This is a genomic window from Amycolatopsis thermalba, assembly GCF_003385215.1.
Lineage (GTDB): Bacteria > Actinomycetota > Actinomycetes > Mycobacteriales > Pseudonocardiaceae > Amycolatopsis_E > Amycolatopsis_E thermalba.
Genome location: NZ_PQHW01000008.1, coordinates 1 through 14,654, shown reverse-complemented (window position 1 = coordinate 14,654; position 14,654 = coordinate 1). Strand labels below are relative to the sequence as shown.

12 protein-coding genes and 2 pseudogenes are annotated in these 14,654 nt (G+C 72.8%); 7 read left to right on the top strand and 7 right to left on the bottom strand.

Annotated elements, in window-relative coordinates; genetic code table 11:
- Positions 1-927 (bottom strand): annotated as a pseudogene (locus tag D0D15_RS05430) (aldo/keto reductase); the annotation flags it as partial.
- Positions 928-1,037: 110 nt separating this feature from the next.
- On the opposite strand from D0D15_RS05430, the gene D0D15_RS05425 reads away from it, so the two are divergent.
- Entirely contained in the window at positions 1,038-1,871 is an 834-nt protein-coding gene (locus D0D15_RS05425; protein WP_094005649.1) for a helix-turn-helix transcriptional regulator, read from the top strand.
- A gap of 7 nt (positions 1,872-1,878) precedes the next feature.
- On the opposite strand, the gene D0D15_RS05420 is transcribed toward D0D15_RS05425, so the two are convergent.
- Together D0D15_RS05420 and D0D15_RS05415 are read right to left on the bottom strand one after the other, a co-directional pair.
- Positions 1,879-2,637, bottom strand: coding sequence for an alpha/beta fold hydrolase (locus D0D15_RS05420; protein WP_094005648.1), 759 nt, complete (start codon positions 2,635-2,637; stop codon positions 1,879-1,881).
- Between the two features lie 4 nt (positions 2,638-2,641).
- The gene (locus D0D15_RS05415; RefSeq protein ID WP_094005647.1) at positions 2,642-4,045 is read right to left on the bottom strand and encodes an AAA family ATPase; all 1,404 of its coding nucleotides are present in this window, start codon (positions 4,043-4,045) and stop codon (positions 2,642-2,644) included.
- Between the two features lie 41 nt (positions 4,046-4,086).
- On the opposite strand from D0D15_RS05415, the gene D0D15_RS05410 reads away from it, so the two are divergent.
- Genes D0D15_RS05410 through D0D15_RS05400 form a run of 3 tightly spaced genes read left to right on the top strand, consistent with a single transcriptional unit; the run spans position 4,087 to position 6,427 of the window.
- Positions 4,087-4,383 (top strand): antibiotic biosynthesis monooxygenase family protein, encoded by a 297-nt coding sequence (locus tag D0D15_RS05410; protein WP_020417072.1) that lies wholly within the window; start codon positions 4,087-4,089, stop codon positions 4,381-4,383.
- On the top strand, positions 4,383-5,192 hold the full coding sequence (locus D0D15_RS05405; protein WP_094005646.1) for an SIR2 family NAD-dependent protein deacylase: 810 nt from the start codon (positions 4,383-4,385) through the stop codon (positions 5,190-5,192). Before D0D15_RS05410 ends, D0D15_RS05405 begins: the two co-directional genes overlap by 1 nt.
- A gap of 47 nt (positions 5,193-5,239) precedes the next feature.
- On the top strand, positions 5,240-6,427 hold the full coding sequence (locus tag D0D15_RS05400; protein WP_094005645.1) for an FAD-dependent monooxygenase: 1,188 nt from the start codon (positions 5,240-5,242) through the stop codon (positions 6,425-6,427).
- A 170-nt stretch (positions 6,428-6,597) separates the two neighbouring features.
- On the opposite strand, the gene D0D15_RS05395 is transcribed toward D0D15_RS05400, so the two are convergent.
- The gene (locus D0D15_RS05395; RefSeq protein ID WP_094005644.1) at positions 6,598-7,431 is read right to left on the bottom strand and encodes an SDR family NAD(P)-dependent oxidoreductase; all 834 of its coding nucleotides are present in this window, start codon (positions 7,429-7,431) and stop codon (positions 6,598-6,600) included.
- A gap of 86 nt (positions 7,432-7,517) precedes the next feature.
- Here D0D15_RS05395 and D0D15_RS05390 point away from each other — a divergent pair, with 86 nt between their 5' ends.
- Positions 7,518-8,384, top strand: coding sequence for a LysR family transcriptional regulator (locus tag D0D15_RS05390; RefSeq protein WP_094005643.1), 867 nt, complete (start codon positions 7,518-7,520; stop codon positions 8,382-8,384).
- On the opposite strand, the gene D0D15_RS05385 is transcribed toward D0D15_RS05390, so the two are convergent.
- The gene (locus tag D0D15_RS05385) at positions 8,371-9,288 is read right to left on the bottom strand and encodes an endonuclease/exonuclease/phosphatase family protein (protein WP_094005642.1); all 918 of its coding nucleotides are present in this window, start codon (positions 9,286-9,288) and stop codon (positions 8,371-8,373) included. The two genes, D0D15_RS05390 and D0D15_RS05385, sit on opposite strands and share 14 nt — an antisense overlap.
- A gap of 104 nt (positions 9,289-9,392) precedes the next feature.
- Between D0D15_RS05385 and D0D15_RS05380 the strand changes: the two genes are divergently transcribed.
- Both D0D15_RS05380 and D0D15_RS05375 read left to right on the top strand, forming a co-directional pair.
- Positions 9,393-10,358, top strand: a complete 966-nt coding sequence (locus D0D15_RS05380; protein ID WP_094005641.1) for an ATP-binding cassette domain-containing protein — start codon at positions 9,393-9,395, stop codon at positions 10,356-10,358.
- Positions 10,355-11,149 (top strand): ABC transporter permease, encoded by a 795-nt coding sequence (locus tag D0D15_RS05375; RefSeq protein WP_094005640.1) that lies wholly within the window; start codon positions 10,355-10,357, stop codon positions 11,147-11,149. Before D0D15_RS05380 ends, D0D15_RS05375 begins: the two co-directional genes overlap by 4 nt.
- A gap of 40 nt (positions 11,150-11,189) precedes the next feature.
- Here D0D15_RS05375 and D0D15_RS05370 read toward each other — a convergent pair whose 3' ends face one another.
- Together D0D15_RS05370 and D0D15_RS05365 are read right to left on the bottom strand one after the other, a co-directional pair.
- Positions 11,190-14,297: an ATP-binding protein gene (locus D0D15_RS05370; protein WP_094005639.1), complete on the bottom strand. Its 3,108-nt coding sequence runs from the start codon at positions 14,295-14,297 to the stop codon at positions 11,190-11,192.
- An 18-nt stretch (positions 14,298-14,315) separates the two neighbouring features.
- Positions 14,316-14,654, bottom strand: a pseudogene (locus D0D15_RS05365) (Hsp70 family protein); the annotation flags it as partial.

Below are 14,654 nucleotides of genomic sequence, written 5' to 3'. Positions count from 1 at the left end.
TCAGCGGCGGTTGTCGATCTTCAGACCGCCCGTGGTGACCGTGCGGATGTGGTCACTGGCGAGCAGGGCGTGCGGGTAGCCGGGGTCGATCGCGCTGACCTCGTCGAGCCGGGCCAGCTGGGCGGGGCTGAAGGCGACCGCCAGGGCGCCGAGGTTGTCCTCCAGCTGGGCGGTGGTGCGAGCGCCGATGATCGGCGCCGTGATACCCGGGGTCCGCAGGGTCCAGGCGAGCGCGACCTGGGCGGGAGTGCACCCCAGCTCCGCGGCGACCTCCTGCACGACGTCGGCGATGGCGAGGTTGCGCTCGGTGACCAGGCCCAGATCGGCGTTGAAGCTCCGGCGGGTGCTCTCCCCGGCACCGTCGTCGCGGCGGTACTTGCCGGTCAGCACCCCACTCGCCAGCGGCGAGTACGGAATCACGCCCAAGCCCAGCTCACGTGCCATCGGGATCAAGTCGCGTTCCCCGGTGCGCTGCGCCAGGTTGTACTCGATCTGCAGCGCGACGAGCGGCGACCAGCCACGCAGGTCGGCGATCGCCTGCATGCGCGACACCTGCCACGCCGGGACGTTGGACATCGCCACGTGCAGGACCTTGCCCTGCCGGACCAGATCGTCCATGGCGCGCAGGATCTCCTCCACCGGAGTCGTGTCGTCCCACACGTGCAGGTAGAGCAGATCGAGGTAGTCCGTGTTCAGCCGTCGCAGACTGGTCTCCACCGACGTGAACATGCTCTTCCGGTGCGGGCCGCCGGAGTTCGGGTCGCCGGGACGGCGCAGCGTCGTGTACTTCGTCGCCAGCACGAGGCTTTCCCGGTTGCCCCGGGTGAATTCCCCCAGCAGGCGTTCGGAGCTGCCGTCGGTGTAGGTGTTGGCGGTGTCGATGAAGTTGCCACCGCGCTCGACGTAGGTGTCGAACAACTTGCGCGCGCCAGTGCTCGTGATCCGTCGCCGTGGACGAGTCTGTGGGCACGGCGGGCCGGGGATAAGGGAACCGGTTTCCTGGGAACACCGGTCCTACCCGGGCTGTTGGACCGTCCGTGATCACTCGCGCCGTGGACCCCGCGCAGGAGCTGGCCGCGTTCCTGCGCAGCCGTCGCGAACGGCTGGAGCCACGCGATTTCGGACTGCCGCCGGGGCGGCGGGCCCGGCGGACCCCGGGGTTGCGCCGGGAAGAGGTCGCCGAGCTGGCGGGGATCAGCGTCGACTACATCGTGCGGCTGGAGCAGGCCCGTGGGCTGCGGCCATCGGCGGAGGTCGTGGACGCGCTGGCCCAGGCTCTGCGCCTGGCCCCCGACGAGCGCGCCTACCTGTTCGACCTGACCCGGCAGCGCCCCCGCGACACCGGCGAACCCGCCTCCGCCGCCGCGCCGCAGCTGGCCCGGCTGGTCGAGGACCTCGCCCCGCTGCCCGCGATGCTGATGAACCACCGCTACGACATCCTGGCCTGGAACGGCCTGATGGCGAAGCTCCTCCTCGATTTCGACACCCTTCCGCCGTCGCAGCGCAACGCGATGTGGTTGTGCCTGCTGCACCCGAAGACCCGTGAGCTCTACGTCGACCGCGAACGCGTCGTGCGGGAGGGGATCGCGCACCTGCGTGCCGCCTGGGCGGCGCATCCGGACGACCAGGCGTTGACGGACCTGATCACCGAATGCGTGAGGCGCGACGCGGACTTCGCATGGTGGTGGGCCGAACGGGACGTCAAGGTCGACGGCCGCGGCCAGAAGGTGGTGCGGCACCCCGAAGCCGGGGACATCGCCCTGCAGTTCGAAACCCTCACGCCACTTCGCGACGCGGCGCAGCTGCTGGTGATCTACCGTCCCGCGGACGACGAGAGCCGGGCGGCGCTGGAGCGCTTGTCCGCGCGGTGACGCGCGCCTACCGCCCCAGCACCTCGGACAGGAACGCCTCCACCGCGCCCCGGTAGATCTCCGGCTGCGAGTCGTGCACGACGTGTCCGGCTCCGGGGACCACCAGGTGCCGCCCCTGCTGGGCCCGGCGCGCCATTTCCGCCTGCTGCCCGGCCGGCATCAACGTGTGCTCGGCCTCCACCACCAGCATGGGGCACTTCACGCCGTCCACGAGCGACCAGTACTCCCGCCGCCCCCACTCCGCGGCGATCTCGTACAGATCGTCCAGCTCGGCGATCAGGTGGTAGCCGTCGGCGCGTTCCTCCACGCATTCGGTGAAGTACTCGCCCGTCTCGCCGAAGAAGTCCCGCACGTGCGCGAGCGACTGGAACGGCACCGGCCACGACTCGAAGTACCCGCGCCACGTCTCGACCGTCTTGCCGCGCTGGTCCGGCGCCATGTCCTCGACCACCACGGCGTGCACCAGTTCCGGCTCGGCGGCGGCCAGCGCCCACGCGTGCAGGCCGCCCATGGAGTGCCCGATCACCACGGCCGGTTCGCCCAGCGACCGCGCCACCTCGGCGGCGTCGGCGACGAACTGTTCGGTCGTCCACGGCCCGCCGCGCGGCCCGCGCCCGTGCCCGCGGGCGTCCAGGCCCACGACGTGCCCGTACCGGCGCAGCCACTGAGCCACCCGCCACCACGTGCGCGCCCGGCCCATCAGCCCGTGCAGCAACACGATCGGACGGCCCTCGCCACCGAAGTCCACGACGCTCACGGCGCCCATTGAATCAGCTGCCGAGCAGCGACCTGGTCAGCGAGTTCCGCGAATCCTGCATGGCCCGCAACGCCGTCGCGAGCGCTTTGTCGCCCACCCGCACCCGCTCGCCGTCCACCCCGTTGCGCATCTCGTGCAGCACCGCGCGGCGCAGCAACTCCTTCACGAACGACGCGGTCACGCCCTCGGTCTCGGCGATCACCGGCTCCAGGTCCGCCACCAGGTCCACCCCGCGGCCGTACAGCTCGAACAGCTTGCGCCGCCCCTCGGCGTCCGGCCGCGGGATCTCCACCGCCAGGTCGACCCGCCCCGGCCGGTCCCGCAACGCCGCCTCCAGCGCCGCCGGCCGGTTGGTCGTCAGCACGAACGTGACGTCCGCGTCCGCGCCGATCCCGTCCATCGCGTCCAGCAGGCTGAACAGCAGCACGCCGCCACCGCCCGGCATGGTGCGGTCCTCGGCGACCAGGTCCACGTCCTCGACCACCAGGATCGACGGCTGCAACCGCCGGGCCAGCTCGGCCGCCTTGTCGAGGAACCGCATGCCCGCGCCGGTGAGGATGATCACCGTGCTGCCGGCCAGGCGGCTCAGCAGGTAGCGCACGGTGTGCGTCTTGCCGGTGCCCGGCGGCCCGTGCAGCAGCAGCCCCCGCTTGAGGTGCTGGCCCGCGGCGCGCAGCCGGTCGGCGTGCTCGGCGATGCCGACGATGTGCTCCTCGATCGAGGGCAGCACCCCCTCGGGCAGCACGACCTGCTCGGCGGTCAGGCTCGGGCGGGGCAGGAACGTCAGCAGCTCGTTGCCCCGGTACTCGCTGCTGCCGAACGCCAGGACCTGGCCGCGCAGCACGTCGTGCTCACGGGCGAGCTGTTCGATCCGGTCGCGGACCGCCCCGGCCGCCGCGCGGTCACCGGCCAGCACCTCGACCTTGGACAGCGCGGACGGCCCGTGCTGCGGGTTCGGCCCGCGTAGCGCGACGACCACCGGCCCGCCGTCCGGGGCCGTCGTCAGGACCAGCCCGAACTGGACGACCTCCGCGGTCTCCTCCGGTCCGATCGCGACGGTCGCCATGTCGACCGCGCCCAGCTCGAACGCGCCGTGCCGCCGCGCGGACGACAGCATCCCGGTCAGTTCCTCGTGCAGCCGGTTCGCGCCGGTCACGCCGAACCACTCCGGCTCACCGCCGCGTTCGGCGAGGTAGGCCTCGACGCCGCGGTGCACGTTCACGTGCTCCCACGGCGAGAAGTCCTGGCCGACCAGCACGATCTGCCGGAACCCGACGCCGAGGTGCCCGGTGATCCGGCCGATGAGCTCCTCGGCCGGGTTGTCCTCCTCGACCACCAGCGCGGCCGTCTGGACGAGTTTCCGCAGGTCCCCGGCGAGCCCCCGGGCCAGCTTGCGATCTTCCCCTGTGATCCCCATTACGTCCCAGCATAGCCACGTGGGCTGGGTAGGCTGAGGCCATGGCAGTCGTGAAGATCAATGCGATCGAGGTCCCCGAGGGCGCGGGCCCCGAACTGGAGAAGCGGTTCGCGAACCGGGCCCACTCGGTCGACGGGCAGCCCGGGTTCCTCGGCTTCGAGCTGCTGCGCCCGGTCGCCGGCGAGAACCGCTACTTCGTCTACACGAAGTGGGAGTCCGAGGAGGCCTACCAGGCCTGGGCGAGCGGCCCGGCCAAGGAGGCGCACGCCGGCCAGAGCTCACGGCCGGTGGCCAGCGGGGCGAACCTGCTGGAGTTCGAGGTCGTCCCGCTCGACTGATGTCCGGCGACGGCCTTGCCGAGGCCGCCGAGATGCTCGCCGGCGCGTCCGCGCTCCTCGTGTGCGCGGGCGCCGGCATGGGCGTCGACTCCGGCCTCCCGGACTTCCGCGGCGACGAGGGGTTCTGGCGGGCCTATCCGCCGTACGCGCGGCTCGGGCTGAGCTTCGCCGAGATCGCCGACCCGCGTCACTTCGCCGAGGACCCCGAGCTGGCCTGGGGTTTCTACGGCCACCGGCTCGACCTGTACCGCCGGACCGAACCGCACGCCGGGTTCGGGTTGCTGCTGCGGCACGGCTCCCGGCTGCCCGGCGGCGTCGCGGTGTTCACGTCCAATGTGGACGGCCAGTTCCAGCGCGCCGGGTTCGGCCTGGTCGCCGAGGCGCACGGCTCGATCCACCACCTGCAGTGCACCGTTCCGTGCGGCCCGGACATCTGGCCCGCGGAGTTCTCCCCCGGCGTCGACGAATCCACCATGCGCGCCCGCCCGCCGCTGCCGTCCTGCCCGAACTGCGGTGGCCTGGCCCGGCCGAACATCCTGATGTTCGGCGACTTCGACTGGGTGTCCGCCCGCACGGACGCCCAGATGCGCGCGCTCGACGAGTGGCGGCGCGCGAACCGGGGCGCGGTCGTCGTCGAGCTGGGCGCCGGGCGCGCGGTGCCCACCGTGCGCCGCTACGCCGAGCTGGCCTCCGCCGTGACCGGCGCGCTGATCCGCATCAACCCGCGCGAACCCGAGGTCCGGCACGGGCGCGGGGTGTCGCTCCCCTATCCCGCGCTGACCGCGCTGACCGCGTTGCTCGGCGGCTGACAGCCGTTCGTCAGCGGCCGGTCAGTGGCGCCCGGCACGGTGACGGCATGACCAACACCAAGATCCTCATCTCCGGCGCCAGCATCGCCGGGCCCGCCCTCGCGCACTGGCTCACGCGCTACGGCTACACCGTGACCGTCGTGGAGCGGGCGCCCGCCCCACGGCCCGGCGGGCAGGCGGTCGACGTGCGCGGTCCGGCGCTGGACGTCGCCGAGCGCATGGGCATCCTGGACACCCTGCGCGCCCACGGCACCGGCATGCGTGGGATGTCGGTGGTGGACGCCGACGGCACCGAGATCTACCGCACCGAGGACCGCACGGTCAGCGGCGGCGACCTGGACAGCCCGGACGTCGAAATCCTGCGCGACGACCTCGCGCGGATCATCACCGAAGCCACGAGCGGCGAGGTCGAGTACCTGTTCGGCGACTCGATCGCCGCCCTGGAGCAGGACGCCGACGAGGTCCGCGTGGTGTTCGAGTCCGGCCTGGAGCGCACGTTCGACCTGGTGGTCGGCGCGGACGGCCTGCACTCGAACACCCGTCGCCTGGTCTTCGGTCCGACCGAGCGGTTCATCCGGGACCTGGGCATCAGCATGGCCGTGTGCACGGTGCCGAACTTCCTCGGCCTGGACCACTGGCAGGTCATGCACCAGATGCCGGGCGGCGGGATGCGCGGCGCGATGGTGATGAGCGCGCGGGGCAACACCGAGGCGCGGGCGTACCTGATGTTCGACACCCCGGAGCCGGTCGACTACGACCGCCGGGACGTCGAGGGCCAGAAGGAGATCGTGGCTCGTGCGCTGGCCGGGGACAGCTGGGAGATGCCGCGGCTGGTGGAGTACGCGCGGGCCGCCGCGGACTTCCACCTCGACTCCGCGGCGCAGATCCACCTGGACTCGTGGTCGCGCGGCCGGGTCGTCCTGCTCGGCGACGCGGGTTACTGCGGTTCGCCGATGTCCGGTCAGGGCAGCAGCATGGCGCTGATCGGGGCGTACGTGCTGGCCGGCGAGCTGGCCGCGGCCGGCGGCGACCACCGGGCGGCGTTCGCGGCGTATGAGAAGGAGCTGCGGGACTACGCCCGGGCGAACCAGGAGATGGCGGTCGTCAACCTGCGGGAGCGCCGGGCCCAGGCGGGTCAGGCCGAGGACGCGAGCGCGGCGGCCGAGATCCTGGTCGAAACCGGGGTGGACGAGTTCACGCAGGTCGTGGCGTCGTACTCGGTCAAGGACTACTGACCGGACCACTCGATCCGGTGAACATGAGGGTTCCACGCGTCCCGTGGGGCCCGTCGGCCCCTCTAACCAGACGGCTGCGGCCGCACGGGCGCCACCGTGCTCCTCGCAGTCGTCCGGCATACCGGATCCGGCCGTCACGCCCCCCGAACGGCCGGATCCGGTACGCGCCGCTACTGCTTCAGGACGCGCTCGGTCAGGTCACGGGCGGCCGCCACCAGATCGTCGGTGAGGGCCCCGGTCAACTCCTCCGACGGCTTGCCCTCCGCGTCGAGCACGGTCCCGCTCGGCAGGGACGGATCGGTCGCCGCGAGCACGACCGACCGAGCGGCCTCCGCGACCGGGCGCCGCACCGCCTCCTGGATCTGCGCCCACTGCGGGCGCAGGGCAGGCGGCAGCATCTCCGGGGTCATCTCGGCGGCGTTCGGCGTCGCCGCCGGGCCCGGGTCGGCCGCGCGGACCGAGATCCCACTGCCGCGCAGCCGCTGCGCCAGTTCCCGGTTGTAGGCCAGGTGCGCGAGCTTCGCCCGCCCGGACACCGCCATGCCGTAGTACTCGCTGGGCTCGACCTCCGCGTATGACGGGGTCCCGGCGAGCAGCGCGGCCTGGATCGACGACGAGGTCACGTCGACGATCCGGCTGGGGGCGCCGGCTCGGAGTGAGTCCAGCAGCGCTTCGGTCAGCACCAGCGGCGAGAGGTGGTTCACCGCGAAGCTGGCTTCGAGGCCGTCGGCCGTCTCCCAGCGCTTCGACCACATACCGCCCACGTTGTTCACCAGCAGCTGCCACGGTCCCGCCGCGGCGAGCAACTCACCGAGCGCGCGCACCTCCGCCAGCACCGAGAGGTCGGCCTGGACGAACCGGCCGCCGATGGTCCGCGCCGCCGCCTCGCCGTGTTCCGGGTCCCGTCCGATGATCGTCACGTCGTGGTCCCGCCGCGCGAGTTGCCGCGCCACCTCGAAGCCGAGTCCCCGGGTGCCCGCCGTCACGATTGCCTTCTGTGTCATGCCGTTCAGCTCAGCCGACTGGCGGGAATCCGTCCAAAGCCCCGCGAACATGGGTCCATGCCGGGCCGGCATGGCAGCCTGTCGGAGTGGATCTGAAGCACCTGCGGTATTTCCTCGCCGTCGCCACCGAGGGCACCTTCACCGCGGCCGCGCAGCGTCTCGGCATGACGCAGCCGGCGCTGTCGCGCGCGATCCGGGCCCTCGAAGACGGGGTCGGGACCGCGCTGTTCGCCCGCGGGCACCGGGGCGCGGAGCTGACCGCCGCCGGGCGGATGCTCGCCGAGGACGCCCGCGGTATCGACGAGTACGCCCGCGCGGCGATCGCCCGGGTGGCGCGGTTCGGGCAGGACGGACCGCGGCTGCGGGTGACCGCGCGGGCCTGTGACGTGGCCACGCTCCAGGGACTCGTCGACTCCTACAACGAGCAGTACGAACCGCACGCCGTCGCGACCGTGGCCGACTGGCAGGTCCAGGCGGACGAGCTGCGCACCGGGGCGGCCGACGTGGGTTTGCTGCGCGTCCCGTTCGAGAGCCGGGGCCTGGACAGCGATCCGGTGCGGATCGACGAGCGGGTCGCCCTGCTGCCGCGGTCGCACCCGCTCGCCGGCCGGGAGTCGGTCGACCGGGCCGAACTGGCGGGCGAGGCGTTCCCGCGGTGGGTCGGCATGCCAGCCGCGGAGACGGCGTACTGGACCGGCACCGACCGGGTCGCGTACGAGTGGCGGCCCGGCCCGTTGGTGCGCAACGGCGCCGAGTACGCGAGCGCGGTCCGGCTCGGTCAGGCGGTCGGGTTCGTGCCCCGGACGCTGCTGCCGGAGCTGCCGCTCACGGGCATCAGCGTGGTGCCGGTCAGCGGGTTGTCACCCAGCGAGCTGCACGTCGTGTGGGCGGCCACCGCGACGTCCCCGGACGTGGCGCGGTTCGTCCGGCACGCGCAGCTCACGGGAGTGTGATCGACGCGAACACGGCCTTGTGGTCGGAGTTCGGCATCGGGAACACGCGGTAGGCGGTGACCGCGGCCCGCTGGTCGACCAGCACGTGGTCGATCGTGACCGGCGGTGGGAACAGTTTCGACGGCCAGGTCGACGTGAAGCCCTCACCCATCGCGTCGCCCGCGTCCGTGTAGCCGGTCGCGATCAGGTCCCGCAGCGTTCCGTGGTCGAGCGTGGCGTTGAAATCGCCCGCGAGGATGCGCACCGGGCCGTCCGGATCGGGGTGCGGCAGTCCCGCGATCTCCGACTTCCACGCCCCCGCGTCGGCGACCGGCGCCGTCGGGTGCACCGCCACGACCTCGACCGACACCCCGCCGCCGAGGTCCACGCGCGCGCTCGGCTGCGCGAAGATCGACGGCCCGGCCAGCGACAACTGCGTGACCGGATACCGGGACAACAACCCTGACCCGGCACCGCGCCGCGCCGGCTCCAGCACCCGGTACGGCAGCAGCTCGAACAGCCCGGCCGCCTCCAGCGCCGTCACCCCCTGTGGCGTCAGCTCCAGCAGGTTCAGCACGTCGACCTGGTTCTCCCGCACCAGCCGCACGAGGGTTTGCGGATCGGCCTCGCCGTAGTACATGTTCGACGACATCACGTGCAGCGTCCGCCCGTGCACCTGCGGCTGGGCCGAGGAAAACGCGCGCGGCACCACCACGCCGCCCAGCACCAGGGCGAGCACCAGCACGACCCCGCCGATCCACCAGTGCCGGAGCGCGAGGGTGAGCGCCGCGAGCACCAGGCCGCACACGATCCAGTACGGCGTCAGCGCGATCAGCGACGCGGTCAGCCGCCCGCCGTCGACGCCGGACAGGCGCATCACCGCGAACACCACGAAGACCGCGGCGAGGACGGCGAAGAACACCATGCGCCCAGTCTTCCTGTCACGCCTCGGCGGCGGCTGACAGCCGGCTGTGCGCGCGCTGTCAGGTTCCCCCGGAAGAGTCGGTTCCGACACAGGAGGAGGATGTCATGACCTTGGCGATCCAGGCTGAGGGCCTGGTGAAACGGTTCGGGAACACCACCGCGCTGAACGGGGTCGACCTGGAGGTGCCGACCGGCAAGGTGGTCGGCGTGCTCGGCCCGAACGGGGCAGGCAAGACCACCACGGTGCGGATTTTGGCGACGCTGCTGCGGCCGGACGCCGGTCACGCGACCGTCGGCGGCTACGACGTCGTGCGCGACGCGGTGCGGGTGCGCGGGTTGATCGGCCTGACCGGGCAGTACGCGTCGGTGGACGAGGACCTGTCCGGCACCGAGAACCTGGTGCTGCTGGGCCGGTTGCTCGGGCTCGGCCGGGCCGATGCGAAGGCGCGCGCGGCGGAGTTGCTGGAGCAGTTCGAGCTGACCGACGCCGCCGCCCGCGCGGTGAAAACGTACTCGGGCGGTATGCGGCGGCGGCTGGACCTGGCCGCGAGCCTGGTCGGCCGCCCGAAGCTGCTCTACCTCGACGAGCCGACCACCGGGCTGGACCCGCACGCGCGCAACGAGGTGTGGCAGGTGGTGCGGCGGCTCGTCGACGACGGCGCGACCGTGCTGCTGACCACGCAGTACCTGGACGAGGCCGACCAGCTCGCGGACACGATCACGGTGATCGACCACGGGCGGGTGGTCGCGGAGGGCCGCCCGGACGAGCTGAAGCGCCGCGTGGGCGGGCAGACCGTGCAGGTGCGGCCGAGCTCGCGGAGCGATTTCGACGCCGTGGCGAGGATCCTGACCGATCTGACCGGGTTCGAACCCGCGCGCGACACCGATGTCGGCTTGCTGACCGCACCGGTGGGCGATCCGGTCCTGATGTCCACTTTGGTCCGCAAACTGGACGAAGCCGGCATCACCGCCGACGAACTCGCGCTGCGCCTGCCCAGCCTCGACGAGGTCTTCCTGGCGCTGACCGGGAAGCCCGCCGAAGAACCGGCCCGTGAAGGGAGCCTGGTGTGACCACGCTCGACCTGCCCCGGCGCATCAGCCCGGGCAAAGCCCTGCAGGACGGGTTCACCCTGGCCTGGCGGGGCGTGCTGAAGATCCGCAAGAACCCGGAGCAGCTGGCCGACGTGACGCTGCAACCGATCCTGTTCCTGCTCATGTTCGGCTACCTGTTCGGCGGCGCGATCGCCGGCAGCACGAGCGCCTACCTGCAGATCCTGGTGCCCGGCCTGATGGTGCAGAACACGGTGTTCGCGAGCATGGCGACCGGGACGTCGCTCAACACCGACGTCACCAAGGGCGTGTTCGACCGGTTCCGCGCCATGCCGATCGCCCGGTCCGCGCCGCTGATCGGCGCGGTGGTGTCGGACGTCGTGCGGTACGCGGTGGCGCTCGCGGTGCTGCTGGTCGCCGGCACGATCATGGGATACCGGCTGCACACCGATCCGGGTTCGCTGGTGGTGGCCGTCGCGTTGCTGCTGCTGGCCGGGTTGTGCTTCTGCTGGATCGCGGTGTTCGTCGGGATGCTGATGCGCAGCCCGGGGGCCGTGCAGGGCGTGATGGTCGCGATCATGATGCCGATCACCTTCGGCAGCAACGTGTTCGTCCCGTCCGACACCATGCCCGGCTGGCTGCGCGCGTGGTCGGACATCAGCCCGGTGAGCCTGCTGACCGAAACGATGCGCAGCCTGCTGAACGGCGGCCCGGTCACCGGTCCGCTGCTGGGCGCGCTGGCCTGGATGGCGGGGATCGTCGCGGTGTTCTTCCCGCTGGCGATGCGCGCCTACCGCCGCCGGGTCGTCTGATCCGCACGGGTCTCCGCCGACGGGCGCCGGCGGAGACCCGTCACCCGGCCCGCTCGGCGACCGCGGCCCCGATCGCGGCCATCGCCTGCGCGCTGGTGAGCCGCGCGCCCCGCTGGTAGGCCTCGTCGTACGCGTCCGCGCCGAGCTTCTCGCGCAAGTCGGCGATCACCGCGCGCAGCTCCGGGTCGCCGGAGTCGAAGACGCCGCGGATGGCCTCGCTCAGGCCGAGCGCCCACGCGGCCCGCTCGGCGTCGCCCTCCGCGTGGTACACCCGGGCGATCACGGCGGTCGTCTTCGCCACGTCCGGCAGGTCCTTGCGTTCGCTCGCCGAGCGCAGCGGATTCGCCAGCAGCGGCCACGCCTCCGCGGCCCGCCCCTCGGTGACGAGCAGCGAAGCCCCGGTGATCGCGACCAGCTCCGCCGCCATGTCGATCGGGAACGGGACGCGTGCCGCGTTCGCGGCCAGCCACGCGTGCTCGGCGCGCGCCACGTCCAGCTCACCGCACCGCCGGGCCAGTTCGAACTTCCGCAGCGCCACCATCGCCCGGCGGTCGACCTTGTCCGTCACCAGCCGCTCGGCCTCGGCGACGTCGTGCCAGGCCGCCTCGGCGTCCCCGGCCCGGAACTTCTCCTCCGCCAGCCGGGCCAGCTGCTGCACCACGTCGTCGGCCGAGGACAGCTCCCGCGCCATCCGCAGGCCCTCCGCGAACCCGGCGATGGCCGCGGAGTGGTTACCGCGCAGCGAGTGCGCCTCCGCCTGCATCGCGACCGTCATCGAGGTGCCCCAGCGGTCCCCGCACTCGCGGAACCCGGCCAGCCCCCGGTCCCGGGCGCGCCCGCTGCGGTCCAGATCGCCGTCCTGGTCGGCCATGAAACTCTCGGCCCAGCTCGCGCACGCGATCGCCCAGGGGTCCGAGCCGGCCAGCACGCGGCGCACCTCGCGTTCGGCGAGATCCCGGTGCCCGCCCAGGAAACAGGTCATCGGCAGGGCCAGCGCCAGCATCGGGTACCGCCGCACCGCGCCGGTGCGCAGGCACTCGTCGGCCAGCTCCGGCAGGTCGTCCCGGCGCACGATCGGCTGGCTCGTCATGAGCGCGTGCATCACGGTGAGGCACACGTGAGCGTGGTCCGGCAGGCCGTCGTGACGCAGCACCTCCCCCAGCAGCGGCACCGGTTCCGCGTGGAACCCGCGGATCACCCAGTACCAGAGCGTCGCGAGGACCAGTCGTGCGGCGGTGCCCGCGTCCTCGTCGTCGAGAGCGCGGCGCACCGCGGCCACGATGTTGTCGTGCTCGGCGCCGAAGGTCTCGATCGCGCGGACCTGCTCGTGACCCCGCAGCTTCGGTTCGTTCCCCTCGGCCAGATCGGCGAAGAACCCGGTGAACCGCCGCACCACGTCGTCCCGTTCGCCGGACTCGGCGAGCCGCTCGGCGCCGTAGGCGCGGATCGTCTCCAGCATCCGGTAGCGCGGCTCCGCACCCGTCGAGACCGCGTCCACAATGGACTTCTCGACGAGTGAGCCGAGCACGTACAGCACGTCCTCGGCAGGCAGCAGCTCGTCGGCGCAGACGGCTTCGGCCGCGGCCACGGTGGCGCCACCGGCGAACACCGACAGCCGCCGGGCCAGGATCCGCTCCGGCTTCTCCAGCAGGTCCCAGCTCCACTCGACGACGGCCCGCAGCGTGCGCTGCCGCGGCATCGCGGTGCGGCTGCCGGAACTCAGGAGCCGGAAGCGGTCGTCCAGCCGCCGCGCGATCTGGTCCGCCGTCATCGACCGCAGCCGCGCCGCGGCCAGTTCCAGCGCGAGCGGCATCCCGTCCAGGCTCCGGCAGATCTCCGCCACGGCGTCCGAAGTGGACTCGTCGAGCACGAACCCCGGCCGCACCGCGACCGCCCGTTCGGTGAACAACCGCACCGCCTCGGCGACCGCCAGCGGCCCGACCTGGCACAGCGCCTCACCGGTGATGGCGAGCGGCTCCCGGCTGGTGGCCAGGATCCGCAGCCCGGGCACCCGGGCCAGCAGCTGGAAGGCCACGTCGGCCACGGTGTCGACCACGTGCTCGCAGTTGTCCAGCACCAGCACCGCGTCACCACCGTCGAGCAGCGCCACGATCTGCGACATCGCGTCCACCGGCAGCTTCGGCGCGCTGGTCGTCCGCAGGTCCAGCGGGCCCAGCGCGCCCAGGATCGCGCCGGGGACGTCGTCCGCGTCGCGCACACCCGCGAGCGCGACGAACCACGCGCGCGCCGGGTGGCGTTCCGCCGCTTCGGTCGCCAGCCGGGTCTTGCCCGCCCCGCCGGGGCCGACGAGCGTGACCAGCCGCGACGCCGACAGGGCCCGCGCGACCTGGTCGAGTTCCCGCTCCCGGCCGACGAAACTGGTCAGCCGCACCGGCAGCGCAGGTTCGGCGCGCGGCGGCGCGACCTCGCCGCGCAGGACCTTCAGGTGCGCGTCGCGGAGTTCGGCCGACGGGTCGACGCCCAGCTCCTCGGCCAGCGTGGCGCGGATCCGCTCGAACACGGCGAGGGCGTCGGCCTGGCGGCCGCTCGCGGCCAGCGCCCGCATCCGCAACGACGCCAGCCGTTCCCGCAGCGGGTGCGCCTGCCCGGCGGCGTCCAGGTCCGCCAGCACCTCGGCGTGCCGCCCGAGCGCCAGCTCGGCCTCGAAGCGGTCCTCCACCGCGGCGATCCGCAGGTCATTGAGCCGCGCGACCGGGGCCTGCGCGAACGGCGCGTCGAGCACGTCGGCCAGCGCGCCGCCGCGCCACAACGCGAGCGCTTCGCCGAGGACCGCGGCGGCCTCGCCGGGGCGTCCGGCGGCGAGTTCCCGCCGTCCGCGGGCGGCCAGCTCCTCGAACCGCTGGGCGTCCACGTCGGCGTCGAGGGTGTAGCCGCCGGAACCGGAGGTGATGGCGCCCGCGCGGCCCAGCGCCCGCCGCAGCCGGGACACCAGCGACTGCAGGGCGTTCGCCGCGTCCGCGGGCGGGTCGGCGCCCCACAGGCCGTCGATCAGCGCGCCGGTGCCGACCGCGCGGCCGGGGTCGAGCGCCAGGCGGGCCAGGAGCATGCGCAGGCGCGGGCCGCCGATGTCGATCGGCGTGCCGTCGTCCGCCTGGGCCCGGACCGGGCCGAGCAGTGCCACCCGCACGGCTACCACTGTTCCAGATCAGGCGCCGGGCTTGAGGCTCTGCTCGAAGTAGTCGACCATCTCCTGCGGTGTCGGGCCGCTCCCGCCGAAGTCGATCCACACCAGCAGGCCGCAGATCTCGGCGTCGTCCGCGCCGAACAGCATGATGCCCATCCCGATCGCCGTGCCCGACAGGTACCGGCCGCTCAGCCCGGCACCGCTCCAGGTGCCGTCGAGGGTGCCGTCCGAACCGTCCATCTGGGACTCGACGCCCGGTTTCAACTCGTCGAACGACATGCCCTCGTAGTAGATGACGGACCGGCCGCTGGTGGTCGAATCGCTGGGCAGCTTGCAGGTCACCACGTTCTCGGCGCCGGC

Coding starts and splice junctions, on each gene's coding strand:
- D0D15_RS05420 (WP_094005648.1), bottom strand. CDS start 2,637: ATGGGCGCCGTGAGCGTCGTGGACTTCGGTGGCGAGGGCCGTCCGATC.
- D0D15_RS05415 (WP_094005647.1), bottom strand. CDS start 4,045: ATGGGGATCACAGGGGAAGATCGCAAGCTGGCCCGGGGGCTCGCCGGG.
- D0D15_RS05410 (WP_020417072.1), top strand. CDS start 4,087: ATGGCAGTCGTGAAGATCAATGCGATCGAGGTCCCCGAGGGCGCGGGC.
- D0D15_RS05405 (WP_094005646.1), top strand. CDS start 4,383: ATGTCCGGCGACGGCCTTGCCGAGGCCGCCGAGATGCTCGCCGGCGCG.
- D0D15_RS05400 (WP_094005645.1), top strand. CDS start 5,240: ATGACCAACACCAAGATCCTCATCTCCGGCGCCAGCATCGCCGGGCCC.
- D0D15_RS05395 (WP_094005644.1), bottom strand. CDS start 7,431: ATGACACAGAAGGCAATCGTGACGGCGGGCACCCGGGGACTCGGCTTC.
- D0D15_RS05385 (WP_094005642.1), bottom strand. CDS start 9,288: ATGGTGTTCTTCGCCGTCCTCGCCGCGGTCTTCGTGGTGTTCGCGGTG.
- D0D15_RS05380 (WP_094005641.1), top strand. CDS start 9,393: ATGACCTTGGCGATCCAGGCTGAGGGCCTGGTGAAACGGTTCGGGAAC.